Below are 23,417 nucleotides of genomic sequence, written 5' to 3' on the forward strand. Positions count from 1 at the left end.
TTAAATCATTTATGAAAGGAATCTACTATATTTAATTTATTGGATTATATGCAAAACGTTATTCACAATCTAAATAGATTTGATATCAAATATTGTTTTTTAACTACTAATGAAATAGAAAGCGAGATTATATATGTCGTTATTTAAATCAGTTTTCAAATCAGTTTTTAAGAGAAAGGATGTTAATATTTTTCTTACATTTGCCTTTCTCCCTGTTTTAGTTCCATTGTTATCAGGGTTCATGGAAGGAATGAGTTCAGAATATACAGGTAATTTTCTTTCTTTTTTAGAGTCAGCAGTGAGTACGCAATATCGCTTTGTATTGCCTATACTTTTATTTTCTTTGGTTGTATCTTCAGTTTTTAAGGATGAAATAGACTCAGGTATTATGTTTCTTTATAAAGATATTAATAGAAAGAAAATTTTTAATGCCAAATTATTGAGTTTAGTTGCAGTATACAGTATTTTTTTGGGGTTAACTATTTTTACGAGTATTGTATCTTATTATGGATTTATGTTGCCCAAAGGAGAAGTTTCATCAAACTTTATCGCAAATCAATCTTCAGCTACAATTAAGAGTTTATTTACCTTAATTTCAACTATTAATTTAAATCTAATTACAATTACTTTAGTTGTGATGGTATCTATCACCTCTAAAACTATCAAGTCAGTATTGGCTGGGGTTTTCTTTTCACTAGCGGCATCTGTTTCTCCGATGTTAATCGGTATTCAGTACCTCTTTCCAAATGGATATATCCACTTTATTCAAAGTAATTGGGTTTTATCATATATGGCTGCAGTTGTTATTTCCATTATCTACTTCGTTATTTTTTACGTAAGAGGTATGCATAAATTTAAAAATGTGGAATTCTAGGAGGAGAAATGAAGAATAATATTCAATCGCTAGTTTTTCCATATAGATTACTTGCTATAGCTACCTCGATATATAGTGCAGGTACATCAACTATTTTCTTAGATTTAACAGGAGATTTTGAATAATGTTAATCTTATTAATTACCCTAATTTATTTACTTACGACTTTGGCAACTATCTTTTTATTGCCTCATATGTCTGTTCCAATCCTTTTATTTTCTTTATATGTGTTACCATTGATTATTAATTTTATTGGATATAAGCTAAAGCAACTTAAATGTAAAACGTTTCTGACTTTCTTATTACCCACAATGTCTTTATTAGGGTATATGGTATTTGCTTACGTTACTGTTAAATCAGGTACTTGGACAAATTTTGTTAATATTAATACGTTTTCAAATAGTGATATGAGTGTAAAAGTTGGAATGAATTTGTTATCAGTAGCTCAACTAGTATTTGTGACATTGCTGTTTTATGGAGTGTCACTGACAACGCACTTTATTAATAAAAAAATTTCAGTGAATAAAGGAGCTAAATATGCTTAAAATAGAAAATCTTTCAAAAAAATTTCCCGGTAATGATTTTTATTCGCTATCAGATGTATCTCTCGAAATTGAGAAGGGAGAAATTGTAGGCCTTATTGGAAAAAACGGCGCTGGTAAGTCAACATTAATGAAAATGATGGCAAAATCACAAAAACCAACTTCAGGTAAGATTAGTTATAATGGTACGGATATAAATAGTAATGATAATGTTTTGGAAGACTTTGGAATTATGATTGAACCAGTATTCTATCCAGAAATGTCAGTTATAGATAATCTAAAGTTTTATTTGAAGCTTCATGGAAAAAAAGAGTTATATCCTAATATCGAGAGGACTTTGAAATTAGTTGAGTTGTGGGAATCTCGAAATCGTAAACCCAAAGGATTCTCATTTGGGATGAAGCAGCGTACAGCCTTGGCTATTGCTCTAGTAGCTGAACCAGACTTTCTAATTTTGGATGAACCATTTGTAGGGCTGGATCCAGTAGGTGTTCAAAAGTTAATTGATATTTTAAAAAAATGGTCCAGTGAACGTCAAATTTCTATGTTGATTTCTAGCCATCAACTTGGAGAATTGGAAGCTTTGTGTAATAGATATATCTATATTGAAGGTGGGAAACTTGCGGAGTCCTTTATTGGTAAGGCTCAGCCAAGTTTAGTGGTTCACCTAAATTCTAAGTATCATATGTGTAATCTTAAAGATCATATTTCACAAGGAATTACTTTAAGCGATGGTTTGCTAGATATTCCAATATCTGTTGATAAGGAAGCGCTTAATGATATTTTTGGAGTATTAGCTAGTGAATCTCTGATAGAATCAATCGAAGTGAAAGAGAATCACCTTAAGGAAGTATTTATGAAAGGATGAGGTTATGAAGCAAATTTTTTCCGCAGTATTTGAATCAGTTTGGAAAAGAAAAGAGACAAAAATATTCCTATTATTTAGTTTGTATCCTCTAGTTTACTGGGTAGCCTCACTTTTTGGTGATTCTAATTTCATGCAAATTACAAACTCTGGGAATTCAAAAGTTGGTTATCTTGATTTTGCTGATATGATTTTAAATTCTATGGATACTATGATTTTACCAACCTTAGCTCTTTATTTCCTAACCATCTCAGTTTTTAGAAGAGAAACAGATGATCATACAATGTTCATGTATAAGGATATTAACAGAAAAAATATTTTCTTGTCAAAATACTTTAGTTTGTTATTAATCTTACTCGTATATTTTGGAGTTTTCTTGTTATCTTCATTAGTTGTTCACTATACTAGAGTAGTACATATGGATTTTGGGACAACTCGCTTTTTATCTGAAAATACTTACTATACTTTTTTGGGGTTACAAAGTATTTTTATAATATTTTTAAAAGGAGTCCTCTCTATTTCTGTGTCAGCTTTTATTTCTCTTAGATTTGGTATAGGTACAACAATGATTACAGGAATTGGATTATCTGTAGTTATGATGATTACCTCAATTGTAGGTGGTCCTATCGCAACACTTTTTCCGAATGGCTATAGTCAGTTTACGACAACAGTGAATAACGCTTGGATTGGCTTAGTTGGTCCTACTATGTTAACGATGTTTTATAGTATTATTCTAAGTCTGTTTGGCCTAAAAAAATTTAATAGCCTGGAGTACTAAGTTATTATAGAAAATTTTGAGGAGTTAAGTGAGTAAATAAAAAAGTTAAGGTCGAAACCTTAACTTTTTTGTTTTTAACCCAAGAAACGTTTGAGGAATTCCTTAGTACGTTCTTCTTTAGGATTTTCAAAGATTTGTTCTGGGCTACCTTGTTCAGCGATTACCCCTTTATCCATGAAGATGACACGGTCTGAAACATCACGTGCGAACTCCATTTCATGGGTAACGATAATCATGGTCAAACCAGTTTCAGATAGCTCCTGCATAGTCTTGAGTACTTCCCCTACCATTTCTGGGTCAAGGGCTGAAGTTGGCTCGTCAAATAGGATGGCTTCAGGATCAACAGAGAGGGCACGGGCAATGGCCACACGTTGTTTTTGTCCCCCTGAGAGTTGTTTTGGTTTAGCTTTCCAGTATTGTTCCCCCATACCAACTTTCTCCAAGTTAGCTTTGGCGATACTCTCAGCTTCTTTGCGGTCACGTTTGAGAACGGTTGTTTGAGCTACGATAGCATTTTCCAAAACATTAAGGTTTTCAAAGAGGTTGAAAGATTGGAAAACCATACCGAGTCTTTCGCGATAGGTAGTGAGGTCGTAACCTTTTTCAAGGACATTGTCTCCATGATAGAGGATTTCACCACCTGAAGGTGACTCGAGTAGGTTAATAGAGCGAAGGAAGGTTGATTTCCCTGAACCTGAAGAACCAATAATTGAGATAACTTCACCTTTCTTGACGCTGAGGGAGATATCTTTGAGGACTTCGTTTTTTCCGTATGATTTTTTGAGGTTTTTAATTTCTAAAATCGTCTCAGTCATTAGTGAACCCCTCCTTGTGTGTAAGTATCTTGATCCAAACGGCGTTCTACATAACGCAAGATGCGTGTCACTGTGAAGGTGAGGACAAAGTAGATTGCTGCGATAACAAAGAATGTTTGGAAGTATTGATAAGTTTGGCTTGCAACAGTGTTACCTGCGAAGTAAAGTTCCACAACAGAGATAACGTTCAAAACAGAGGTATCCTTGATATTGATAACGAACTCATTACCAGTAGCTGGCAAGATGTTACGGATAACCTGTGGAAGAACAATCTTACGCATGGTTTGACCATGGGTAAATCCAAGAGCAGTTGCAGCTTCGAATTGTCCTTTATCAACAGCGAAGATACCACCACGAACGATTTCACTCATGTAGGCTCCGGTGTTGATAGAAACGATGAAGACAGCTGCTAGGGTACGGTCAATGTTGATACCAAAGGCCTGGGCAGTACCGTAGTAGATAACCATAGATTGTACAATCATTGGCGTACCACGGAAAACTTCGATATAGACATTAAGAACCCAACCGAAGAGTTTTTGGAGCAAGGCTACAAATTTATTAGCAGCTTTAGGAGCTGTGCGGTAAACACCAATCATAAGACCGATGAAAGTACCCACAACTGTACCAATAATTGAGATAAGAAGGGTCATTCCTGTACCACGTAAGAATTGTGGCCAGTTCTTAGCGATGATAGCGCTCATCTGACTAAAGAAGTTTCCTTTTTTAGCCTCATCAGTCTTATCTGCAGGTTGGATGGCAATGATGTGATCCATCAGTTTGACACGTTCCTCTTGGCTGATTCCAGCAAGGACCTTATTGACTTGTTCCATTTGCTGGCTGTCTCCTTTACGAAGACCGACGGCCAAGGACACGTCATCGTCTGAAACCTGGAAACCACCATCTTTAAGCGTAATCATCTTATATTTTGAGCTAGCTTCTTCGGCAGTTTTTGCTTCAGGACGCTCTGAAACATAACCATCGATGATACCAGATGCGAGGGCTTGGCGCATAGCCCCGAAATCACCCATAGCGGTTTGTTTGCTGACACCTGGGATTTGATCAATCAAATTATAGAGATAAACCCCTTGTTGAGCTGTGATTTTAGCATCCTTGAAGTCTTTGAGACTCTTAGCGTTGGCATAATCACCGTCTGAGCTGACAACCATGACAGGTTCGCTTCGGTAATAGCTGTCTGAAAAGTCGATTTCTTGACGACGTTCAGCTGTTGGGCTCATACCTGCGATGATCATATCGATTTTGCCGGAAGTGAGGGCAGGAATCAAACCTGTCCAAGCTGTTTTGACTACCAAGGGTTTCTTGCCTTGAGCTTCAGCGATTTTTTTAGCGATTTGCACGTCATAACCGTTGGCATACTGTTTGGTACCTTCGATTGGAACGGCTCCGTTTGAGTTATCGTCCTGCGTCCAGTTGAAAGGTGCATAGGCAGCCTCCATACCCACACGGAGATACTCGTCTGCTTGAGCGCTTGATACTCCGCCAAAAACGAGGAGGAGCGCTGCAAAGCAGGCTATAATAATTTTTTTCATTGAAACAATGTCTCCTATAAAAATGTCATACCTTACTATTCTACAGGAAATTAGGATTAATGACAATAAGTTGGGATTAGAAAAACAATCTCTATATCAAGATTGTCTTCAAATACAAGTTGTAATTTGATATAATGGGAAGGACGATTTGGAGCCTTGATCATTTTTGGTGTGATGAGGCTAGCATTTTAAAACGGAGATAATTATGCAAACGGCACAATTTATTATTGAATTACTAAAAGCAGTCTTTCTTGGGATTGTCGAAGGTATCACTGAGTGGCTACCGATTTCATCTACAGGTCATTTGATTTTGGTGAATGAATTCTTGAACTTGAGACAAAGTAAGGATTTCATTGATATGTTTAATATCGTTATCCAACTTGGTGCTATTCTTGCGGTTATGGTCATTTACTTTAAACGTTTGAATCCCTTCCAACCTGGTAAGACAGCACGTGAAGTGCAATTGACTTGGCAACTTTGGCTCAAGGTGGTCATTGCCTGTATTCCTTCAGCCTTTTTTGGTCTTCTTTTAGATGACTGGATGGAGGCCCATCTCAGTAATTTCTTTGTAGTAGCTATCATGTTGGTAGTCTACGGGATTGCCTTTATTTGGATTGAGGACCGCAATCGACGTGTAGAGCCTAAGGTAACGGATTTGGCACGTATGTCTTACAAGACAGCTTTCTATATTGGTCTTTTCCAAGTCTTGAGTATCATTCCAGGGACAAGCCGTTCAGGTGCTACTATTCTTGGGGGTATCATCGTTGGTACTAGTCGTAGCGTAGCTGCTGACTTTACCTTCTTCCTTGGTATTCCAACCATGTTTGGTTATAGTGGACTTAAGGCGGTTAAGTATTTCATTGACGGGAATACCTTGACAGGTGGACAAGTGGCTATTCTCTTGGTAGCTAGTGTGACAGCCTTTGTTGTCAGCTTGTTCGTGATTCGCTTCTTGATGAATTACATTAAGAAACATGACTTCACTGTTTTCGGAAAATACCGTATCGTGCTTGGTATTATTGTGCTTCTTTATGGAGCTGTCAAACTTATTTTCGGATAATTACTTTTAAGTAAACTGAAAAGGACTTCAATTGAAGTCCTTTTTATCTGGTTTAGAGATTATTTGTGGATAAGTTTTCCAAAGATAAGGTAAGCTAGCAACCATAGGACCAGTCCACAAGTCAAGAAGCTAGCTAGGATTTTCAAGAAGTCCACGATATTATGCAAGGGATACCATCCGGACAAACAGAGAATTGGAAGGATGGTAACACACATGATTGAGAAGTGGAGAAGAGATTGCTGTTTGAGCGATAAACGGTTATCGTCGTAAATGGGTGCAGTTGCTAGTATGATGGCGACGATTAGCCCTGTAAGAAAGGTAGATTTGTTTACTTGATAAGGTTGCCCCGATAAGTAGAGAAAGAGCGTCAATAAACTCGTTATTCCTCCAGCAATGCTAGCTCGTAGCCACCCTTTTTTATAGGCAGTCATGGTCATCACCTCCATGTATATCTTCACTTTTATTATACTCCAATCTAGGATAGATGACAGGTATAAATGGGGAAATACAAGGTTTTGTTAGTATTAAGAAGTTTTTAGAAATCCTTTCCAAAATAAGACTCAAACTTGCTCAGAAATTGCTATCTCTTGGCTTTTCTAGTATAATGAAATAACTACTCGTGCGAGGTTTTTTACATATGGAAATGAAACAAATAAGCGAGACAACTCTAAAAATCATGATTACCATGGAAGATCTTGAAGAACATGGTATGGAATTGAAGGATTTCTTGATTCCCCAGGAAAAAACAGAGGAATTTTTCTATACTGTCATGGATGAGTTGGACTTGCCTGATAACTTTAAAAATAGTGGGATGCTGAGCTTCCGTGTCACGCCACGCAAGGATCGTGTGGATGTCTTTGTGACTAAATCAGATCTTAAGGAAGACCTTGATTTCAACGATTTGTCAGATATGGATGACTACTCAGGGCTTTCTCCAGAAGAGTTCCTCAAGGCTCTTGAGGGTAACTTTATGGACAAGGGTGACATCGAAGCACACCATAAGCTCGAAGAGCTTGAAAAGACCTTGGAAGAGGTTGATAAGGCTATGACAGAGCCTACCAAGGAAGTGGCTGAAGAAAATATTCGTGAAGACTATACCCACTATGTCTTGGCCTTCTCTGACTTTGATCAAGTGGTGACTTTTACGCAAGGTTTGAAGGATATACCTGTTGAAGGTTCTGAGCTTTATAAGCTGGGGGATGTCTACTACATGACGATTCTTCTTTACTTGGCTGATGAGCCTGATTATTACGCGAACAATATGTATGCGCGTTTTCTTGAATATGCGAATGTGGCAGACCGAACACGTGCCTACCTACAAGAGCATGCAACAATCTTGATGGAAGAGGACGCCTTACCGGTACTACAAGCAACGAAATGGAGCTAAGACATGCCTTGGACCATTAACTATATATTCGTTTTGATTGGGACCTTTTTGATAGCCATCGTGATGACCCCTTTGGTACGCTCTTTGGCCTTACGTGTCGGAGCTGTTGACAATCCCAATGCAAGACGTATCAATAAAAAGCCAATGCCTAGTGCTGGTGGTCTAGCTATTTTGTCGGCCTTTGTACTAGCGACCTTGGTCTTTATGCCTATGATTATCCATAAGGATATCTGGCATGTTTCCTACATCAGGTATATCTTACCGGTTGTTGTGGGTGGATCTGTCGTAGCTCTGACGGGCTTCATTGATGATATCTTGGAATTAAAGCCTCTACCTAAGATGCTTGGTATTGTTATTGGAGCTGTTATCGTTTGGGCTTTTACAGACTTCCGATTTGATAGCTTTAAGATTCCATTTGGTGGTCCCATGATTCATTTTGGGCCAGTATTGACCTTGATTTTAACGGTGTTATGGATTGCGGCCATCACCAATGCCATTAATCTGATTGATGGATTGGACGGCTTGGTTGGAGGAGTTTCTATCATTTCCCTTATGACTATGGGGGTGATTTCTTATTTCTTCCTCTATGATACTGATATTTTCTTGACCATGACCATCTTTGTCTTGGTCGCTGCCATTATGGGCTTCTTCCCTTACAATTATCATCCAGCGATTATCTATCTAGGTGATACGGGGGCGCTTTTTATTGGCTTTATGATTGGTGTCTTGTCATTGCAAGGATTGAAAAATGCAACTGCAGTGGCTATTTTGTCACCTGTTATTATCCTTGGAGTGCCTATTGTTGACACAGTGGTAGCCATTGTCCGCCGGAAATTGTCAGGGCGTCCAGCCATGGAGGCTGACAAGATGCACTTGCATCATCGCCTTCTAGCCATGGGCTTCACTCATCGAGGGGCGGTTCTGGTGGTTTATGCCATCGCTATCCTCTTTTCATTGATTGCCCTCCTGTTAAACGTTTCCAGCCGTTTCGGTGGTATTCTCTTGCTCTTGAGTTTACTTTTGGGAATGGAAATTCTGATTGAAGGGCTTGAGATTTGGGGCGTTGGTCGAACACCTCTCTTCAACTTCCTGAAATTTATCGGGAATAGTGATTATCGCCAAGTAACCATGTTAAAATGGAAGCAAGGGCGAAAAAATTAAACATTTGAAAAGCCAAGTAATGGCTTTTTTGTTATAATGATTCTAATTAAGGAAAATGGAAGTTCTCTTTTTATTTTCCAGAAAATAGCAAGACTATTTTCAAAAAAATAATGCAAATTAGCGAGCAAGTGCTCGCTGTATATATGAAAAAAGGAGTATACAATGTCTGTACTTGAAATCAAAAATCTTCATGTTTCTGTTGAAGATAAAGAAATCTTGAAGGGTCTTAATTTGACTCTTAAAACTGGTGAGATTGCTGCTATCATGGGGCCTAACGGAACTGGTAAATCTACCCTTTCAGCTGCTATCATGGGTAACCCAAACTATGAAATCACAGAAGGGGACATCCTTTTTGATGGCGAAAGCATCCTTGATTTGGAAGTTGACGAACGTGCACGCCTAGGTCTTTTCCTTGCTATGCAATACCCAGCTGAAATCCCAGGAATCACAAATGCTGAGTTCATCCGTGCGGCTATGAACGCTGGTAAAGAAGATGACGAAAAGATTTCTGTTCTTGATTTCATCACCAAATTGGATGAAAAGATGGAATTGCTTGGTATGCGTGAAGAAATGGCTGAGCGTTACCTTAATGAAGGTTTCTCAGGTGGTGAGAAAAAACGTAACGAAATTCTTCAATTGCTCATGTTGGAACCTAAGTTTGCTCTTCTCGATGAGATTGACTCAGGTCTTGATATCGATGCCCTTAAAGTGGTTTCAAAAGGGGTTAACGCTATGCGTGGCAAAGGCTTCGGTGCTATGATTATCACTCACTACCAACGTCTCTTGAACTACATCACTCCAGATGTCGTACATGTAATGATGGAAGGTAAAGTGGTTCTTTCAGGCGGTCCTGAATTGGCTGCTCGTCTTGAGCAAGAAGGTTATGCGAAAATCGCTGAAGAGCTCGGTTACGAGTACCACGAAGAAGCGTAAGTCTGTTACTCGAAATAACTAGAAAAGGAGTAACCTATGTCAAAAGAATCTATTATCGCTTTTTCACAAGCAAAAGCAGAGCCACTTTGGTTGCAAGACCTTCGTCAAGCATCCTTTGATAAGCTTGAAAGTTTGGCTCTTCCAAAAATCGAGCGTGTTAAATTCCACCGTTGGAATCTCGGTGATGGAACGATTACTGAAAATGAACCATCAGCAAATGTGCCTGATTTTACAGCGCTTGGAAACAACCCTAAATTGGTCCAAGTAGGAACAAATACTGTACTTGAACAATTGCCAGCTGACTTGATTAGTCAAGGTGTGGTCTTCACAGACCTTACAACTGCTCTTGAGGAAATCCCAGAAGTCGTTGAAGCCTTCTTTGGTAAGGCTGTAGCCTATGATGAGGACAAATTGGCAGCTTATAACTATGCCTATTTCAATAGTGCAGCAGTCCTTTATGTACCAGATAATGTTGAAGTTGACTTGCCAGTTGAAAGCTATTTTTACCAAGATGGAACTTCAAATGTTCCATTTAACAAACACGTTTTGATCGTGGCTGGTAAAAACAGTAAATTGACTTACCTTGAGCGCTTTGAAACGCTAGGTGAAGCGACTGAAAAAGCTAGTGCCAATATTTCAGTTGAAGTCATTGCTCAAGACGGTGCACAAGTCAAGTTTGCGGCTATTGACCGTTTGGGTGAAAACGTCACAACTTATATTAGTCGTCGAGGTCGTATCGGTCGTGATGCCAGCATTGACTGGGCTCTCGGGATCATGAACGAGGGCAATGTTATTGCTGACTTTGATAGTGACTTGATTGGCAATGGAAGTCATGCCAACCTTAAAGTTATTGGTCTTTCATCAGGTCGTCAGGTTCAAGGGATTGATACTCGTGTGACGAACTATGGTAACAACTCTGTGGGTCATATCCTACAACATGGTGTTATCTTGGAACGTGGTACTTTGACTTTCAATGGTATTGGTCACATTGTTAAAGGTGCTAAGGGTGCTGATGCACAACAAGAAAGCCGTGTGCTTATGCTTTCTGACAAGGCACGTTCAGACGCTAACCCAATTCTCTTGATTGACGAAAATGAAGTTACAGCAGGGCATGCTGCTTCAATCGGTCAGGTAGATCCAGAGGATATGTATTACCTCATGAGTCGTGGACTTGATCAAGACACTGCAGAACGTTTGGTTATTCGCGGTTTCTTAGGAGCAGTTATTACTGAAATCCCAGTTAAAGAAGTGCGCGATGAAATGATTTCTGTAACTGATACAAAACTAAACAAACGTTAGGAACTATCGACGCAGATAGTCTAACCTATGATATATCTAGATAGGGAGATAAGATGTCAGCTTTAGATGCCTATAAGATTCGACAAGATTTTGCCATTTTAGATCAGGTAGTTAATGATGAACCTTTGGTATACTTGGATAATGCAGCAACGACTCAGAAGCCTCAAGTAGTTTTGGACACTCTCATGGCCTACTATCATGAGGACAATGCCAATGTTCACCGTGGTGTGCATACTTTGGCTGAGCGTGCAACAGCTGCTTACGAAGCTAGTCGTGAAAAGCTTCGTCAGTTTATCAATGCTAAATCAACCAAAGAGGTCCTCTTTACACGTGGAACGACAACTGGTCTTAACTGGGTTGGTCGTTTTGCAGAGCAGGTTCTTGAGCCAGGAGATGAGGTGGTTATTTCAATTATGGAACACCACTCAAATATCATTCCTTGGCAGGAAGCTTGTAAGAAGACAGGGGCTAAACTTGTTTACGCCTACTTGAAAGATGGCCAATTGGATATGGAAGATTTGGCTAACAAGATTACTGAAAAGACAAAATTTGTCAGTCTAGCTCAGGTCTCTAACGTTTTAGGCTGCATCAATCCTGTCAAAGAGATTGCCAAGCTTGCTCACCAAGTTGGTGCCTATATGGTGGTGGATGGTGCCCAATCGGCGCCCCACATGGCCATTGATGTTCAGGATTTGGATTGTGATTTCTTCACCCTTTCTGGACATAAGATGTTAGGCCCAACAGGGATTGGGGTTCTTTATGGCAAGGAAGAGATTCTTAACCAGATGAATCCTATTGAATTCGGTGGTGAGATGATTGATTTCGTTTACGAACAGGAAGCCACTTGGAAGGAATTGCCTTGGAAATTTGAGGCTGGTACACCTAACATTGCGGGGGCTATTGCTCTTGGTACTGCTGTGGACTACCTCTCTGCTTTAGGCATGGAAAATATTCATGCTTACGAGCAAGAATTGGTAGACTATGTTTTGCCTAAGCTTCAGGCGATTGATGGTCTGACAGTCTATGGTCCAGAGGATCCTAGTCAGCATGCAGGTGTTATTGCCTTTAATATTGATGGGCTTCACCCTCATGATGTGGCGACAGCTCTTGATTATGAAGGAGTGGCAGTGCGTGCGGGTCACCACTGTGCTCAGCCTTTAATTAATCATTTAGGAATCTCATCAGCTGCCCGAGCAAGTTTCTATATTTACAATACCAAAGAGGATTGCGACAAGCTTGTAGAGGCAATTCTTGCGACGAAGGAGTTTTTCAATGGCACTCTCTAGACTAGATAGTTTATATATGGCTGTTGTGGCCGATCACTCTAAGAGCCCTCACCATCATGGTGTCCTACCTGATGTGGAGCAACTTCAACTGAATAATCCGACTTGTGGAGATGTTATCAATCTGTCAGTCAAATTTGATGGTGACGTGATTGAAGACATTGCCTTTGCTGGTGATGGGTGTACCATTTCTACAGCTTCATCAAGTATGATGACGGATGCAGTTATTGGAAAAAACAAGGCCGAGGCTTTGGAGCTAGCGGAGATTTTCTCTCTTATGATTCAAGGAGATCATAAAGATGAAGATAAGCTAGGCGAAGCCAAGCTCTTGGCGGGGGTTTCTAAATTTCCACAACGTATCAAATGTGCAACACTCTCTTGGAATGCCCTCAAAAAAGCCATAGAGAGAAGCGAGCTTTAGGAAGTCAAGGAGCAGTTAGTCTCCTTGACCAAGCAAAAAGGAAAACGAATCAAACCTTTAATAAAGGAAAATACTATGACTGAAACAAATGAAAAAGTAGAACCAAAACCCATTGATTTGGGGGAATATAAATACGGTTTCCATGACGATGTGACACCAGTCTTTTCAACAGGAAAAGGAATCAGCGAGGATGTGGTCCGTGCCATGTCTGCTGAAAAAGGGGAGCCTGAGTGGATGCTTGAATTCCGCTTGAAATCATTGGAAACCTTTAACAAAATGGCCATGCAAGAGTGGGGACCAGACCTTTCTGGTATTAACTTTGATGACTTGACATATTTCCAAAAAGCATCAGACAAACCTGCTCGTGACTGGGAAGACGTTCCTGAGAAAATCAAGGAAACTTTTGAACGTATTGGTATCCCAGAAGCAGAGCGTGCCTATCTTGCTGGAGCCTCAGCTCAGTATGAATCAGAAGTGGTTTACCACAACATGAAAGAAGAGTATGACAAGTTGGGTATTATCTTTACAGATACGGACTCAGCTCTTAAAGAGCATCCAGAGCTCTTCAAGAAGTACTTCTCAAAACTGGTTCCGCCAACAGACAATAAATTTGCGGCCCTTAATTCTGCCTTCTGGTCAGGTGGTACCTTTATTTATGTACCTAAAGGCGTCAAGGTGGATATTCCGCTTCAAACCTACTTCCGTATCAATAACGAAGCGACTGCCCAGTTTGAACGTACCCTTATCATCGTTGATGAAGGTGCCAGCGTTCACTATGTTGAAGGATGTACAGCGCCAACATACACAACGGCTAGCCTTCATGCAGCCATTGTTGAAATCTTTGCACTTGATGGTGCCTACATGCGCTACTCAACTATCCAAAACTGGTCAGATAGCGTCTACAACTTGGTAACTAAACGTGCTACCGCTAAGAAAAATGCGACTGTTGAGTGGATTGATGGTAACCTTGGGGCCGAAGTCACTATGAAGTACCCATCTGTTTACCTTGATGGAGAAGGTGCGCGTGGTACCATGCTTTCAATTGCCTTCGCCAATGCAGGTCAACACCAAGATACAGGGGCTAAGATGATTCACAATGCACCGCATACATCATCATCTATTGTTTCTAAATCAATCGCTCGTAACGGTGGTAAGGTTGACTACCGTGGACAAGTCACTTTCAACAAGGATTCTAAGAAATCGGTATCTCACATCGAATGTGATACCATCTTGATGGATGACTTGTCTAAATCAGACACTATCCCATTTAACGAAATCCATAACTCACAAGTTGCCCTTGAACACGAAGCTAAAGTTTCTAAGATTTCTGAAGAGCAACTCTACTACCTCATGAGTCGTGGACTTTCAGAACAAGAAGCAACAGAGATGATTGTTATGGGATTTGTGGAACCATTTACCAAAGAACTTCCAATGGAATATGCTGTTGAGCTTAACCGCTTGATTAGTTATGAAATGGAAGGATCAGTTGGGTAAAAACTCTGATAATTTAAAGGGACCAGATGGTCCTTTTTGTTTTGCTAGAAAAATCGAGCAATGAGCTCTAGATAACTGTTAGTAACAGAGTAATTGCAAAGTGTAGAAAGCGTTTACAATCGGTATTTAAAAAGATATAATAGATTTGAATAGCAAGTAATGGAGGGGACTAATATGGGAGTGTATAACAGTGACTGGCTACTCAATCAAATTCGAGGGACAGCTAATGTGGTCAGTAAGGCTTTTAAATTTGAGACTCTGGATATTGATTTAGGTCAGGTGGAGGACGAGCAAGGTCACACGATTGATGGCAATGACTACATTGACGACTTGTTAATCCATGAACAGTATGATCAGGCAACTACCTTCATTCATAGTCAACTCAAACGTTTGACAACTAATGACTATAATCTCCTTGTCAGCGTCTATATTGAGTATTTGGAGAATTTGCCACCTGTAATAAGGCAAAAACACCATTTTGATGATAGAAAAATAGCAAGTTTGAGGGAAAAACTGTCCGAATTTTCATGGTAATTTGGTAGAGGGTGTGGAAGCGAAACGCCGAGCGTTTACGATTTTTCCACCCTCTTTTTTGTGTTATAATAGAATCACTATGGATAAATTAATTAAAACAATTTCAGAATCAGGTTCTTTCCGTGCTTACGTTCTTGATAGCACAGAAACTGTTAGAACCGCACAAGAAAAACACAATACTCTATCATCATCGACAGTTGCTTTGGGGCGTACCCTTATTGCCAACCAAATCTTGGCTGCTAACCAAAAAGGTGAAAGCAAAATTACGGTTAAGGTTATCGGAAACAGCTCTTTTGGTCATGTCATCTCTGTAGCTGATACCAAAGGACATGTTAAGGGCTATATCCAAAATCCAGGTGTGGACATCAAGAAAACAGCGACTGGTGAAGTTTTGGTGGGGCCTTTTATGGGGCAAGGGCAGTTTGTCTCAATCATCGATTATGGAACTGGTAATCCTTACACGTCATCAACACCACTTATTTCTGGTGAAATCGGTGAAGACTTTGCCTACTATTTGACAGAATCTGAGCAAACGCCATCTGCTGTTGGTCTTAATGTACTTCTTGACGAAGAGGACAAGGTTAAGGTTGCTGGTGGTTTCATGCTTCAGGTTTTACCAGGAGCTAGCGAAGAAGAAATCGCTCGTTACGAAAAACGCATCCAAGAGATGCCAGCCATTTCAACGCTTTTGGAGTCTGATGACCATATCGAAGCTCTCTTGAATGCCATTTATGGGGATGAACCTTTCAAACGTTTGTCTGAAGAGGAGCTTAGCTTTGAGTGTGATTGCTCACGTGAACGTTTTGAAAATGCCCTCTTGACGCTTGGTAAGGATGAACTTCAAGCCATGAAAGACGAGGATCATGGGGCTGAAATCGTCTGCCAATTCTGTCAAACTAAGTATGAATTTTCAGAAGCTGACTTGGAGGAACTCATCAATGACTAAACTTAATTCGTCCTTCATGATTGGAAACGTGGAAATTCCTCATCGTACAGTATTAGCTCCGATGGCAGGTGTTACCAACTCGGCTTTCCGTACCATTGCCAAGGAATTCGGTGCTGGTCTCGTAGTTATGGAGATGATTTCTGAAAAAGGTCTCCTCTACAATAATGAGAAAACCCTTCATATGCTTCATATTGATGAGAATGAGCATCCAATGTCTATCCAGCTTTTCGGTGGTGATGCTGAGGGCTTGAAGCGTGCAGCCGACTTTATCCAGACCAATACCAAGGCTGATATTGTTGATATCAACATGGGTTGTCCAGTCAATAAGGTCGTTAAAAATGAAGCGGGTGCCAAGTGGCTCAAGGATCCAGACAAGATTTACCACATCGTCAAGGAAGTAACATCAGTACTTGATATTCCTTTGACTGTTAAGATGCGTACAGGTTGGTCAGACAGTGACTTGGCTGTAGAAAATGCCCTTGCAGCTGAGTCTGCAGGTGTTTCTGCCCTTGCTATGCACGGCCGTACTCGTGAGCAAATGTACACAGGTCACTGTGATCATGAGACTTTGGCCCGTGTTGCTAAGGCTATCACTAAGATTCCATTTATCGGAAATGGTGATGTTCGCAGTGTTCAAGATGCGAAACTTATGATTGAAGAACTTGGTGTAGATGCTGTTATGGTGGGTCGTGCAGCCATGAACAATCCTTACATTTTCACGCAAATCAACCACTTCTTCGAAACAGGAGAGGAGTTGCCAGAGCTTCCATTTGATAAGAAATTGGACATCGCTGAAGACCACCTCAAACGTTTGGTAGATCTTAAAGGTGAAAAGATTGCTGTTCGTGAATTCCGTGGTCTTGCACCACACTATCTTCGTGGAACAGCGGGAGCAGCCAAGGTTCGTGGCGAAGTCTCACGTGCCGAGTCTGTGGCTCAGGTCGAAGAAATCTTTGCAACTTTGCGATAAATCTATATCTGATGAAAACTTAACCAGCTTGGTTAGGTTTTTATTTTACCTTTATTCTTCCTTGATAGTGATGATAGCCCGTCGCTAATCTTTTTCTTGCTCCACCCTTGCAAAACCTCTGTGTTTTCGATATAATTAACTGGTTAAGTAAATGGAGAAAGCAATGCTAGAACTAGAAGAACAAGTAAATCAATTGATTAATCAGATTTTGCTTAAGGCTGAAAATCAGCATGAGCTCCTCATTGGTCAGTGCCGTAGTCAGGTTAAGTTGACCAATACTCAGGAGCATATTCTCATGCTTTTGTCTGAGGGACGAAAGACCAATTCTGAGTTGGCTAAGACCCTCAATGTTAGCCAGGCTGCTGTTACCAAGGCAGTTAAAACCTTGGTCAAAGAGGGCATGTTGGAGGCTAAGAAAGATAAGGATGATGGGCGCGTGACCTACTTTGTCTTGACACAAGAAGCTCAACCCATAGCCCAAGAGCATGAGGAACACCACCAAGAGACCTTGGGGGTCTATCGGTCTGTATTGGATCAGTTCGATAATCAAGAGCGTCAGGTGATTGGACGTTTCTTGACAAAATTAGCAGAAAAAATCGAGGATTAAGATGCGCTATATTACAGTTGAAGGACTGAGCTTCCAGTATGATTCGGAGCCTGTTCTGGACAATATTCACTATCATTTGGATTCTGGGGAGTTTGTGACCCTAACTGGGGAAAATGGAGCTGCCAAGTCAACGCTTATTAAGGCTACCCTAGGAATTCTCAAGCCTAAGAAGGGAACTGTAACCATCTCTGAAACCAATAAAGATGGTAAAAAGCTTCGCATGGCCTATCTTCCACAGCAGATTGCCAGCTTTAATGCAGGTTTTCCAAGCACGGTCTACGAGTTTGTTAAGTCTGGCCGTTATCCTCGCCAGGGCTGGTTCCGTCGTTTGACTAAGCACGACTTGGAGCATGTTCAACGTGCCCTTGAGTCTGTAGGAATGTGGGAAAATCGTCACAAGCAAATTGGTCATCTCTCAGGTGGGCAAAAGCAACGTGCCGTTATTGCTCGTATTTTTGCCTCGGATCCAGATATCTTTGTCTTGGATGAGCCAACGACGGGTATGGATGCAGGAACAGCCAATATTTTCTATGAACTCATGCACCACTCGGCTCACAAGCATGGCAAGTCTGTCTTGATGATTACCCACGATCCAGAGGAAGTCAAGGAGTACACAGACCGTAATATTCATCTAGTTCGTAACCAGAAATTGCCTTGGCGTTGTTTCAATGTCCATGAAAAGGATGGAGAGGAGCACAAACATGATTAGTGAATTATTAGCCTATGATTTTATGCAACGTGCTATTCTCGCCGTGATTGCTATCAGTATCTTTTCGCCAATTTTGGGGCTTTTCTTAATTCTTCGTCGTCAGAGTCTGATGAGCGATACCTTGAGTCACGTGTCCCTAGCTGGGGTGGCTGTTGGGATTTTCTTGGGACTATCAACCACTTGGATGACCCTTGTGGTTGTGGTTATTGCTGCTTTGGTTTTAGAATATCTCAGGGTTAGTTACAAGCATTATATGGAGATTTCAACGGCTATCCTCATGTCAATGGGATTGGCAGTGGCTCTTATTCTTAGTAACAAGGCAGGTAGCAGTAGCATGAGTCTAGATAGCTATCTTTTCGGTTCTATCATCACGATTAGCCCAGAGCAAGTGCGTGCCCTCTTTGTTATTGCGGCTATTATACTGGTCTTGACTCTACTCTTTATTCGTCCTATGTATCTTTTGACCTTTGATGAGGACACTGCTCATGTAGATGGCTTGCCAGTTCGTCTCATGTCTCTCCTCTTCAATATTGTGACAGGGATAGCGATTGCCCTGATGATTCCAGCAGCAGGATCACTTTTGGTTTCCACCATCATGATTCTTCCAGCAGCTATTGGTATGAAAATAGGTCAAACCTTTAAATCTGTCATTTTCTGGGCTATTGGTATTGGTTTGGTTGGCATGCTCTCTGGTATTTTTATTTCCTATTATTGGGAAACACCAGCTAGTGCAACTATTACCCTCATCTTCATCGCCTTCTTTGGTCTGGTATCCATCTTTGAACCTCTCTTAAAAGCAGAGTAAATAATAGAAGAAAAGGGCTTGAGAAATCAAGCTCTTTTTGTGATATACTAAAGTGGTTTTTGAGAGAAGTTAAAATAAGAATGGTAGATTTCTAGGCAGAAAAAATGATTAGTTTTTTCTGGTGTCTACTATTATTTGTAACAGTAACAAAAAAGGAGAAAACATGGAAATCTTTTTAACGAGTATATCGGGAATCCTAGTCATCTTAGGTATGATTTTAGTGGGATTCGTTATGGGCGAAAAAGGCTGGTTTGACGACAAGTCACGTGGTCTTATAGCGAAGCTAGTCACTCAAATTGCCCTGCCTTGTTACATGCTCTATACGATCACACAGCGTTTCACAGCGACAGACCTACTTAAAATGTTGCCAGAATTGCGTTTTCCTGCACTGTCTATGGTGATTTTGCTTGGCATTGCGACAGCGGTGGCTAGCATTTTTGCAGTGAAAAAGGAGCGTCGTGGCCTCTTTATTTCCATGTTTTTTAATTCGAATACTATTTTTGTGGGGCTCCCTATCAATCAAGCCCTCTTTGGCGATGCTAGTATTCCCTATGTTCTTATCTATTATATGTGCAATACGACCTTTTTCTGGACCTTGGGAACTTACCTTATTCAGCGAGATGGGGAAGGAGAGGCAGAATTTGATTTAAAAACAAGTCTGAAAAAGATCTTCTCTCCCCCTCTAATGGGTTTCATGTTAGGTCTTATTATTGTTATCCTTCATATTAAATTACCAACTTTTTTAGCCAGTGACTTGAAGTATTTGGGTAGTTTGACGACTCCTTTATCTATGATTTTCATCGGTTTGTCAGTGTCAAATGCAGGTGTGAAGCAGTTGGTTCTTAAAAAGGACCAGGTATTGATTTTGTTGGGACGCTTTGTAGTTGCCCCTCTCTTGATGGCTGCCATTGTTTACTGGGCACCTCTCCCAACTTTGATGAAACAAGTTTTTATCATCCAGTCTGCCATGCCTGTCATGACCAATGCTCCAGTAGTTGCTAAACTCTATGGAGCTGATAGTGATTACGCAGCTGTTATGGTTACTGAGACTACCCTTGCAACTATGGTTGTTATCCCAATTTTGATGGTTTTGATGGCTTAAAAATAATCAAGTAACCCCTGTTTTTCTGGGGGTTTTTAAATTTGTAAAAAAATTCAAAAAAAGTTTACGAAAACGCTTTACAAATCGTAAAAAGATGCTATAATAATTACATAAGTTATGCAAGCGTTTGCATCGAAACATAGGAGGAAATGAAATGAATAAGCTAAAAGAAAAATTTGGCTTTGAGTTCTGGCAAAAATTCGGTAAAGCCCTCATGGTTGTTATCGCAGTTATGCCAGCAGCAGGTCTCATGATTTCTCTCGGTAAAACAGTTGCCATGATTAATCCAAACGTGGCACCACTCGTTATTACTGGTGGATTTCTTGAGCAGATTGGTTGGGGGGTTATTGGTAACCTTCACATCTTGTTCGCCCTTGCCATTGGTGGTAGCTGGGCTAAGGAACGTGCAGGCGGTGCCTTTGCGGCAGGTCTTGCCTTTATCTTGATTAACCGTTTGACTGGTTCAATCTTTGGTGTTACTTCAGATATTCTTGCTGATAAGGCTGCTACAGTCCACACCGTTTTTGGTCAATCAATCAAGGTATCTGATTACTTCATCAGTGTTTTGGAAGCTCCAGCCCTCAACATGGGTGTGTTCGTAGGTATCATCTCTGGTTTCATCGGAGCTACTGCCTTCAACAAATACTATAACTTCCGTAAATTGCCAGAAGCTTTATCATTCTTCAATGGTAAACGTTTCGTACCATTCGTAGTTATTCTTCGATCAGCTATCGCAGCTATCGTTCTTGCTATCGTATGGCCAGTTATCCAATCAGGAATCAACGGCTTCGGTATGTGGATTGCCAACTCAAAAGAAACTGCTCCAATCTTGGCACCGTTCTTGTTCGGTACTTTGGAACGTCTTCTCTTGCCATTTGGTCTCCACCACATGTTGACTATCCCAATTAACTACACTCAATTGGGTGGTACTTATGAAGTTTTGACAGGTGCTGCTAAAGGGACTGAAGTATTGGGTCAAGACCCACTCTGGCTTGCTTGGGTTACTGACCTTGCAAACCTTAAAGGTGCACACCCAGAACAATACAAACACGTTCTTGAATCTGTTACACCAGCCCGCTTTAAAGTTGGACAAATGATTGGTTCATTCGGTATCTTGATGGGTATCGTAGTAGCCATCTACCGTAACGTCGATGATGATAAAAAACATCAATACAAAGGGATGTTGACTGCAACTGCACTTGCAACATTCTTGACAGGGGTAACAGAGCCAATCGAGTACATGTTCATGTTCGTGGCTACTCCACTTTACATTGTTTATGCTTTGGTACAAGGATGTGCCTTTGCCATGGCTGATATCGTTAACCTTCGTGTTCACTCATTCGGTTCTATCGAGTTCTTGACACGTACACCACTTGCTATTAACGCTGGTTTGGCGATGGATATCGTTAACTTCATTTGGGTAACTGTACTCTTTGGTGTTATCATGTTCTTCATCGCAAACTTCATGATTAAGAAATTTGACTACGCTACACCAGGACGTAACGGTAACTATGAGCAAGCTGATGATGCTTCATCAGAATCTGCTGGCTCAGCAAGTGCTGGAACAAGCTCAGCAAGCTCACAAGTTATCAACATTATCAACCTTCTTGGTGGACGTGCTAACATCGTCGATGTTGACGCATGTATGACTCGTCTCCGTGTTACTGTTAAAGACGCTGAAAAAGTCGGAACTGAAGAACAATGGAAAGCTGAAGGAGCTATGGGTCTTGTCATGAAAGGACAAGGGGTTCAAGCTATCTATGGTCCTAAAGCAGACGTATTGAAATCTGATATCCAAGACGTTCTTGATTCAGGTGAAGTTATTCCTGAAACACTTCCAAGTCAAATGACTGCTGTTCAAAAAGCAGAAGCTACCTTCAAAGGTGTGACTGATGAAGTGCATTCAGTTGCTGATGGTCAAGTTATCAACATCGAAGATGTTAAAGACCCAGTATTCTCACAAAAAATGATGGGTGACGGCTTCGCTGTAGAACCAGAAAACGGTAAAATCGTTTCACCAGTAGCTGGTAAAGTGACAAGCATCTTCCCAACTAAACACGCTCTTGGTTTGGTAACTGACAATGGTCTTGAAGTTTTGGTTCACATCGGACTTGACACTGTTAGCCTTGAAGGTAAACCATTCGACGTTAAAGTTACTGAAGGTCAAACAGTTGCTGCAGGTGATCTCTTGGTTGAAGCAAACCTTGATGCTATCCGTGAAGCAGGTCGTGAAACATCTACAGTTGTTGTCTTTACAAATGCAGATGCAATCAAATCAGTTAAAGTAGAACATACAGGTAAATTGGCTGCTAACGCTCCAGTTGCAGAAGTAGAACTTTAATTTGCTAAACGATAAACAAGCAGACAGCCCTTGGGCTGTTTTGTTTGTAAATGACCCTATGTCATTTCTAGATGCAAGTCAGAAGAGGGATAAACTTATGAAATTTCTAACTTTAAATACTCACAGTTGGATGGAAGAAGATGCAGAAGGAAAATTCCAAACCTTAAAGGAACAGATCCTAAAGGCTCAGTATGATATTATTTGCTTCCAGGAAGTTAACCAAGAAATAGAGACTTCTGTTGTAGACATGGATGCTTACTATCATGCACTTCCATCAGCAACACCAATCCACCAAGATCACTTTGTCCGTCTTCTTGTGGAAAAGTTGGCTGAAGAAGGTCTTCAATACCATTGGACTTGGGCCTATAATCACATTGGTTATGATCACCTTAATGAGGGGGTTGCCGTCTTGTCACGTCAACCATTGACAGCTAGCGAAATCTTGGTTTCAGATGTTGATGATCCAACTGACTACCATACACGCCGTGTAGCAGTTGCTGAAACTACTGTAGATGGCCGAGAAGTTGCTGTTGCTAGTGTTCACCTTTCATGGTGGGACAAAGGTTTCCAAGAAGAGTGGGCACGTATTGAGGAACGTTTCAAAGCTATTGGGAAACCGCTCATCCTAGCAGGTGACTTTAATAACCCAGCAGGTCGCGAAGGGCATCAAGCCATCTTGGCTAGCTCGCTCAATCTTCAAGATAGTTTTGAAGTAGCTAAAGAAACAACTGGTAGCTATACAGTTGGACCAGGTATCGATGGTTGGAAGGGCAATGAAGAGCCTTTACGTATCGATTATGTCTTTGTTAGCCAAGATTGGACAGTAGAGCGCCTTAGTGTGATTTTTGACGGCCATAATCAACCTTTGGTAAGTGACCACTACGGTCTTGAAGCAGAATTAACATTTAAGTAGAAACTGTATCCTATTATGACCTAATAAGGGTA

At 40.6% G+C, this 23,417-nt stretch carries 24 protein-coding genes; 21 read left to right on the forward strand and 3 right to left on the reverse strand.

From position 1 onward, the window contains the following. Nucleotides 1-133 precede the first annotated feature (133 nt). The 4 genes from O3670_RS04755 to O3670_RS04770 all read left to right on the forward strand — a co-directional run bounded on the left by O3670_RS04755 (nt 134) and on the right by O3670_RS04770 (nt 3,058). Nucleotides 134-874: an amino acid transporter gene (locus tag O3670_RS04755; protein WP_060775842.1), complete on the forward strand. Its 741-nt coding sequence runs from the start codon at nt 134-136 to the stop codon at nt 872-874. Between the two features lie 124 nt (nt 875-998). Next, complete coding sequence (locus O3670_RS04760; RefSeq protein ID WP_052124395.1) at nt 999-1,418, forward strand: Msa family membrane protein; 420 nt, start codon at nt 999-1,001, stop codon at nt 1,416-1,418. Continuing rightward, the gene (locus O3670_RS04765) at nt 1,411-2,283 is read left to right on the forward strand and encodes an ABC transporter ATP-binding protein (protein ID WP_038675187.1); all 873 of its coding nucleotides are present in this window, start codon (nt 1,411-1,413) and stop codon (nt 2,281-2,283) included. The genes O3670_RS04760 and O3670_RS04765 overlap by 8 nt, the downstream gene beginning before the upstream one ends. 4 nt (nt 2,284-2,287) lie before the next feature. Next, entirely contained in the window at nt 2,288-3,058 is a 771-nt protein-coding gene (locus O3670_RS04770) for a membrane protein (protein ID WP_038675188.1), read from the forward strand. 74 nt (nt 3,059-3,132) lie between these two features. Here O3670_RS04770 and O3670_RS04775 read toward each other — a convergent pair whose 3' ends face one another. Both O3670_RS04775 and O3670_RS04780 read right to left on the reverse strand, forming a co-directional pair. Further along, nucleotides 3,133-3,873: an amino acid ABC transporter ATP-binding protein gene (locus O3670_RS04775; RefSeq protein WP_002886432.1), complete on the reverse strand. Its 741-nt coding sequence runs from the start codon at nt 3,871-3,873 to the stop codon at nt 3,133-3,135. Next, nucleotides 3,873-5,420 (reverse strand): ABC transporter substrate-binding protein/permease, encoded by a 1,548-nt coding sequence (locus O3670_RS04780; RefSeq protein WP_371595849.1) that lies wholly within the window; start codon nt 5,418-5,420, stop codon nt 3,873-3,875. Before O3670_RS04780 ends, O3670_RS04775 begins: the two co-directional genes overlap by 1 nt. Nucleotides 5,421-5,625: 205 nt before the next feature. Here O3670_RS04780 and O3670_RS04785 point away from each other — a divergent pair, with 205 nt between their 5' ends. Then, the gene (locus O3670_RS04785; protein ID WP_002883622.1) at nt 5,626-6,480 is read left to right on the forward strand and encodes an undecaprenyl-diphosphate phosphatase; all 855 of its coding nucleotides are present in this window, start codon (nt 5,626-5,628) and stop codon (nt 6,478-6,480) included. A gap of 59 nt (nt 6,481-6,539) precedes the next feature. Here the strand turns inward: O3670_RS04785 and O3670_RS04790 are convergent, their stop codons facing one another. Next, nucleotides 6,540-6,911, reverse strand: a complete 372-nt coding sequence (locus O3670_RS04790; protein WP_002886434.1) for a DUF3021 family protein — start codon at nt 6,909-6,911, stop codon at nt 6,540-6,542. A gap of 206 nt (nt 6,912-7,117) precedes the next feature. On the opposite strand from O3670_RS04790, the gene mecA reads away from it, so the two are divergent. The 16 genes from mecA to O3670_RS04870 all read left to right on the forward strand — a co-directional run bounded on the left by mecA (nt 7,118) and on the right by O3670_RS04870 (nt 23,385). Continuing rightward, nucleotides 7,118-7,867: an adaptor protein MecA gene (mecA, locus tag O3670_RS04795; protein WP_014633817.1), complete on the forward strand. Its 750-nt coding sequence runs from the start codon at nt 7,118-7,120 to the stop codon at nt 7,865-7,867. Between the two features lie 3 nt (nt 7,868-7,870). Beyond that, a complete protein-coding gene (locus tag O3670_RS04800) occupies nt 7,871-9,028 on the forward strand; it encodes a glycosyltransferase family 4 protein (RefSeq protein WP_371595850.1) in 1,158 nt (385 codons plus the stop codon). Between the two features lie 162 nt (nt 9,029-9,190). After that, a complete protein-coding gene (gene sufC, locus O3670_RS04805; protein ID WP_038675193.1) occupies nt 9,191-9,961 on the forward strand; it encodes a Fe-S cluster assembly ATPase SufC in 771 nt (256 codons plus the stop codon). A gap of 36 nt (nt 9,962-9,997) precedes the next feature. Beyond that, complete coding sequence (gene sufD / locus O3670_RS04810) at nt 9,998-11,260, forward strand: Fe-S cluster assembly protein SufD (protein WP_038675195.1); 1,263 nt, start codon at nt 9,998-10,000, stop codon at nt 11,258-11,260. 53 nt (nt 11,261-11,313) lie between these two features. Beyond that, nucleotides 11,314-12,546, forward strand: coding sequence for a cysteine desulfurase (locus O3670_RS04815; RefSeq protein WP_037611136.1), 1,233 nt, complete (start codon nt 11,314-11,316; stop codon nt 12,544-12,546). Further along, nucleotides 12,533-12,964, forward strand: a complete 432-nt coding sequence (gene sufU, locus O3670_RS04820) for a Fe-S cluster assembly sulfur transfer protein SufU (RefSeq protein ID WP_037611135.1) — start codon at nt 12,533-12,535, stop codon at nt 12,962-12,964. Before O3670_RS04815 ends, sufU begins: the two co-directional genes overlap by 14 nt. Before the next feature lie 75 nt (nt 12,965-13,039). Beyond that, a complete protein-coding gene (gene sufB, locus O3670_RS04825) occupies nt 13,040-14,458 on the forward strand; it encodes a Fe-S cluster assembly protein SufB (RefSeq protein ID WP_002883666.1) in 1,419 nt (472 codons plus the stop codon). 174 nt (nt 14,459-14,632) lie between these two features. Next, on the forward strand, nt 14,633-14,992 hold the full coding sequence (locus O3670_RS04830) for a hypothetical protein (RefSeq protein WP_002883594.1): 360 nt from the start codon (nt 14,633-14,635) through the stop codon (nt 14,990-14,992). A gap of 79 nt (nt 14,993-15,071) precedes the next feature. After that, nucleotides 15,072-15,938: an Hsp33 family molecular chaperone HslO gene (hslO, locus tag O3670_RS04835; protein ID WP_037611134.1), complete on the forward strand. Its 867-nt coding sequence runs from the start codon at nt 15,072-15,074 to the stop codon at nt 15,936-15,938. Continuing rightward, a complete protein-coding gene (dusB, locus tag O3670_RS04840) occupies nt 15,931-16,908 on the forward strand; it encodes a tRNA dihydrouridine synthase DusB (protein WP_002883588.1) in 978 nt (325 codons plus the stop codon). Before hslO ends, dusB begins: the two co-directional genes overlap by 8 nt. A 163-nt stretch (nt 16,909-17,071) precedes the next feature. Then, nucleotides 17,072-17,515 carry a zinc-dependent MarR family transcriptional regulator gene (locus O3670_RS04845; RefSeq protein WP_038675197.1) on the forward strand — a complete coding sequence of 148 codons (444 nt, stop codon included), beginning with the start codon at nt 17,072-17,074 and terminating at the stop codon, nt 17,513-17,515. A gap of 1 nt (nt 17,516) precedes the next feature. Next, nucleotides 17,517-18,224, forward strand: coding sequence for a metal ABC transporter ATP-binding protein (locus O3670_RS04850; RefSeq protein WP_371595851.1), 708 nt, complete (start codon nt 17,517-17,519; stop codon nt 18,222-18,224). Continuing rightward, the gene (locus O3670_RS04855; protein ID WP_038675203.1) at nt 18,217-19,029 is read left to right on the forward strand and encodes a metal ABC transporter permease; all 813 of its coding nucleotides are present in this window, start codon (nt 18,217-18,219) and stop codon (nt 19,027-19,029) included. Before O3670_RS04850 ends, O3670_RS04855 begins: the two co-directional genes overlap by 8 nt. 163 nt (nt 19,030-19,192) lie before the next feature. Beyond that, nucleotides 19,193-20,131, forward strand: coding sequence for an AEC family transporter (locus O3670_RS04860; RefSeq protein ID WP_038675204.1), 939 nt, complete (start codon nt 19,193-19,195; stop codon nt 20,129-20,131). A gap of 154 nt (nt 20,132-20,285) precedes the next feature. After that, a complete protein-coding gene (locus O3670_RS04865; protein ID WP_002883689.1) occupies nt 20,286-22,472 on the forward strand; it encodes a PTS transporter subunit IIBC in 2,187 nt (728 codons plus the stop codon). Between the two features lie 97 nt (nt 22,473-22,569). After that, on the forward strand, nt 22,570-23,385 hold the full coding sequence (locus tag O3670_RS04870; RefSeq protein ID WP_038675207.1) for an endonuclease/exonuclease/phosphatase family protein: 816 nt from the start codon (nt 22,570-22,572) through the stop codon (nt 23,383-23,385). The last annotated feature ends 32 nt before the right edge of the window (nt 23,386-23,417 follow it).

Source organism: Streptococcus sp. 27098_8_74 (genome assembly GCF_041431705.1).
Classification (GTDB): Bacteria; Bacillota; Bacilli; order Lactobacillales; family Streptococcaceae; genus Streptococcus; species Streptococcus salivarius_E.

Coding starts and splice junctions, on each gene's coding strand:
- O3670_RS04755 (WP_060775842.1), top strand. CDS start 134: ATGTCGTTATTTAAATCAGTTTTCAAATCAGTTTTTAAGAGAAAGGAT.
- O3670_RS04760 (WP_052124395.1), top strand. CDS start 999: ATGTTAATCTTATTAATTACCCTAATTTATTTACTTACGACTTTGGCA.
- O3670_RS04765 (WP_038675187.1), top strand. CDS start 1,411: ATGCTTAAAATAGAAAATCTTTCAAAAAAATTTCCCGGTAATGATTTT.
- O3670_RS04770 (WP_038675188.1), top strand. CDS start 2,288: ATGAAGCAAATTTTTTCCGCAGTATTTGAATCAGTTTGGAAAAGAAAA.
- O3670_RS04775 (WP_002886432.1), bottom strand. CDS start 3,873: ATGACTGAGACGATTTTAGAAATTAAAAACCTCAAAAAATCATACGGA.
- O3670_RS04780 (WP_371595849.1), bottom strand. CDS start 5,420: ATGAAAAAAATTATTATAGCCTGCTTTGCAGCGCTCCTCCTCGTTTTT.
- O3670_RS04785 (WP_002883622.1), top strand. CDS start 5,626: ATGCAAACGGCACAATTTATTATTGAATTACTAAAAGCAGTCTTTCTT.
- O3670_RS04790 (WP_002886434.1), bottom strand. CDS start 6,911: ATGACTGCCTATAAAAAAGGGTGGCTACGAGCTAGCATTGCTGGAGGA.
- mecA (WP_014633817.1), top strand. CDS start 7,118: ATGGAAATGAAACAAATAAGCGAGACAACTCTAAAAATCATGATTACC.
- O3670_RS04800 (WP_371595850.1), top strand. CDS start 7,871: ATGCCTTGGACCATTAACTATATATTCGTTTTGATTGGGACCTTTTTG.
- sufC (WP_038675193.1), top strand. CDS start 9,191: ATGTCTGTACTTGAAATCAAAAATCTTCATGTTTCTGTTGAAGATAAA.
- sufD (WP_038675195.1), top strand. CDS start 9,998: ATGTCAAAAGAATCTATTATCGCTTTTTCACAAGCAAAAGCAGAGCCA.
- O3670_RS04815 (WP_037611136.1), top strand. CDS start 11,314: ATGTCAGCTTTAGATGCCTATAAGATTCGACAAGATTTTGCCATTTTA.
- sufU (WP_037611135.1), top strand. CDS start 12,533: ATGGCACTCTCTAGACTAGATAGTTTATATATGGCTGTTGTGGCCGAT.
- sufB (WP_002883666.1), top strand. CDS start 13,040: ATGACTGAAACAAATGAAAAAGTAGAACCAAAACCCATTGATTTGGGG.
- O3670_RS04830 (WP_002883594.1), top strand. CDS start 14,633: ATGGGAGTGTATAACAGTGACTGGCTACTCAATCAAATTCGAGGGACA.
- hslO (WP_037611134.1), top strand. CDS start 15,072: ATGGATAAATTAATTAAAACAATTTCAGAATCAGGTTCTTTCCGTGCT.
- dusB (WP_002883588.1), top strand. CDS start 15,931: ATGACTAAACTTAATTCGTCCTTCATGATTGGAAACGTGGAAATTCCT.
- O3670_RS04845 (WP_038675197.1), top strand. CDS start 17,072: ATGCTAGAACTAGAAGAACAAGTAAATCAATTGATTAATCAGATTTTG.
- O3670_RS04850 (WP_371595851.1), top strand. CDS start 17,517: ATGCGCTATATTACAGTTGAAGGACTGAGCTTCCAGTATGATTCGGAG.
- O3670_RS04855 (WP_038675203.1), top strand. CDS start 18,217: ATGATTAGTGAATTATTAGCCTATGATTTTATGCAACGTGCTATTCTC.
- O3670_RS04860 (WP_038675204.1), top strand. CDS start 19,193: ATGGAAATCTTTTTAACGAGTATATCGGGAATCCTAGTCATCTTAGGT.
- O3670_RS04865 (WP_002883689.1), top strand. CDS start 20,286: ATGAATAAGCTAAAAGAAAAATTTGGCTTTGAGTTCTGGCAAAAATTC.
- O3670_RS04870 (WP_038675207.1), top strand. CDS start 22,570: ATGAAATTTCTAACTTTAAATACTCACAGTTGGATGGAAGAAGATGCA.